The sequence below is a fragment of the Brevibacillus sp. genome, from assembly GCF_003521185.1.
Lineage (GTDB): Bacteria > Bacillota > Bacilli > Brevibacillales > Brevibacillaceae > Brevibacillus > Brevibacillus parabrevis.
The window spans coordinates 1-2,810 of record NZ_DOTK01000088.1 but is presented as its reverse complement, the minus strand read 5'-3'; the positions used below and the strand labels follow the sequence as shown (position 1 = coordinate 2,810).

Sequence of the window (2,810 nt, the reverse complement as noted above, 5' to 3'; positions counted from 1 at the left end):
GCTTGCACTGCCAGTTTGCATAGTCTTTGTACTGCATCGGCAACGGTTCCAGCGTCTTGCCTTCGTACAGCGCGGCAAACTCTTGCAAGACGATCTGGAGAGAAATCCCGTCGGCAATGATATGATGCATGTCGAGCAAAAGCAGGTGTTCCTCTGCGCCAAGTCGGATTGCTTTCACCCGAAATAGCGGACCGACACGCAGGTCAAACGGACGGACGAATTGGCGGATAAGCTGGTCGGGCTGTTCTCCGCTCGCTTCTTCATACGTGAAAAAGCCGTCTGCTTTTGGCAGCACTTTTTGCACCACCGTGTCGCCGATCAGCTCGAAGCAGGTGCGCAGCGACTCGTGCCGGAGGCTCAGTGCAGCAAAAGCTTGCTGGCAACGGGCTGCGTCGAACGGTCCAGACACGTGAGCCGCCCATGGGACGTTGTAAGCGGTGCCGACGTGCTCGAACTGTTCCAACACATAAAGCCGCTCCTGCTCCGAGGAAAGCCGATGGTACTGCTGCCCTCCTGCTGTCGGTATCGCGTCCACGCTCGTTTTCGGCGAGTGGCGAATGACTTCCGCAAGCTGCTGGATTGTCGGCTTTCGAAACAGGGTGGAAATCGGGATCGATACGCCAAATGCCTTTTTCATCCGCGAGAGCAGCGCAACCGCTTTTAACGAATGCCCGCCCAAGCGGAAAAAGCTGTCCTGGTGACCTACCTTGCGGATGCCCAGCGTCTCCTGCCACAGCTTCACCAGTTGCTGCTCGATTTCCCCTTGCAGCTGGACGGTTTCTGTTGGCTCCAGTTCTGCGGACGGCACTGGCAAGGCTTTGCGGTCGACTTTGCCGTTTGGCGTCAGCGGCAAAGCTTCCAGCACGATCACAAACTGCGGAATCATGTAGCCTGGCAGTTCGGTTTGCAGATAATCGTAGATTTGCTCTGTGGTCAAGGTCTGGGCTGGCACGACATAAGCGCGCAAGGTCGTGTCTCCCCCGGCGTCCTGTAGCGCGGTGACGACCGCTTCTTTAATTTGCGGATGGTCGAGCAGCTTTTTCTCGATTTCCTCGATCTCAATGCGGAAGCCGCGAACTTTCACCTGATGGTCGACCCTGCCGATGAAGACGATCTGTCCATCTGGCAATCTTTTTACAACATCCCCTGTCTTGTACACGACCTGCTCAGGCAGCTCCTTGCCCTGCACGAACCGTTCTGCCGTCAACTCCGGGGCGTTGTAGTAGCCAAGCCCTACCCCGACACCGCCGATGCACAGTTCACCCTCCAGCCCTTCCGGCACCAGGCGCATGTCTTTGTCCACGACATACAGCCGGACGTTGTCGATCGGTTTGCCGATCGGCAGGTTTGTTTCTCCTTGCCAGTCTTTGCTGTGTAGGCGGTAGTAGGATGCAATATCTGTGCATTCGGTCGGGCCGTATGTGTTGACGATTTCCGCCTGGCATTGGGCGCTGCGCAGCCACGGCGCGAGCTGGTTCATATGGATCGGTTCGCCGCCCAAAAATACCCAGCGCAAGCTTCTCAACTTTTGATAATCGTCGTCGGCATTGGCTTCTACCAACGGGTAAAAAGCGCTGGGCGTGCAGTTGATCGCGGTAATCCCTTCGCGCTCGATTGTCGCTGACATTTGCTCGTAGTCGTAGAGACCAGGTTCGAAAAGCACCAGCCGCCCCCCGGTGATGAGCGGCGCGTACAGGTTTTTTTGCGCCAGATCAAAGCTGGCAGAAGCGATGAGCAGCATCCGGTCGTTTTCGCCCAGCGCAAATTCGCGCGTGTACCAATGCAGCAAGTTGACAAACGAATGCGAGCGAATCATGGCGCCTTTCGGATTGCCAGTGGAGCCGGACGTGTAGAGGACGTACATCGGCTGTTCCGGGTCGTAGGAAAGCGGCAAGTCTTCACTGGGCCACGCACACTCAGCCGCCAGCAGGTCTTCCACCGCGACGACCTCGGCTTCTGAATCGGTGATGCGATCTTGCACGGAGCGCTGGACGAGCAGCAGCTTCGCCTTGGAATGACGCAGCAAGTAGCGCAGCCGCTCCGCCGGATAGCCCGGGTCCACAGGCGTGTAGGCAGCACCTGCTTTCAGCACGCCAAACAAGCCCGTAACCAGTTCCAGGGAGCGCTCCGCCATGACGACCACGACATCCCCTTTGCCGATTCCTTTATGGTGCAGGGCGTGGGCAATCTGGTTGGAGTGGGCGTGCAACTGCGCGTACGTCAGGCTTTGCTCGCCAAACACGACAGCGATGTCATCCGGGCGCTGCTCGACCTGCCGCTTCAACATGTGCGCAATGCTCTGCTCTGCCGGATAGGCTGTAGTTGTCTCGTTCCAGCCGTAGACAAGCCGCTCGCGCTCGTCGGCAGAAAGCATGTCCATGTCGATCAGGCGCTGGTCGGCATCCTGGACGAGCTGTGCCAGCAGATTGACGTAGTGGCTCAGCAGCTTTTCCATCGTGCGCGGAGCAAACAGCTTGGTGCAAAACTCCAGATTCAGTTGCAAACTGCCTGCTTGTTCAACGGCTTCCAGCATGAGATCAAACTGGGACGACTGGCTGTTGATCGGCAGGGCAACCAGCTCTACTCCTGGCAGACTCGGAAGAGAGTTTTCCATGTTTTGCAGGACGAACATCGTGTCAAACAGCGGATTTCGGCTTAAATCACGCGTAGGCTGGAGCTTCTCGACCAGCTTTTCAAACGGCCATTCCTGGTGCTCGTACGCTTGCAGGCAACTCTCCCTGACTTCGGCCAGAAAGGTGCGGAATGGCTTGTCTGGATGCGGGAAGTTTCGCAAGGCGAGCGTGTTGACG

1 protein-coding gene is annotated in these 2,810 nt (G+C 57.4%); it reads right to left on the bottom strand.

The genetic code is table 11. The features are described 5' to 3' along the window. On the bottom strand, nucleotides 1-2,810 hold a 2,810-nt coding region (locus DEP07_RS25750; RefSeq protein ID WP_287103210.1), incomplete at both ends, for a non-ribosomal peptide synthetase.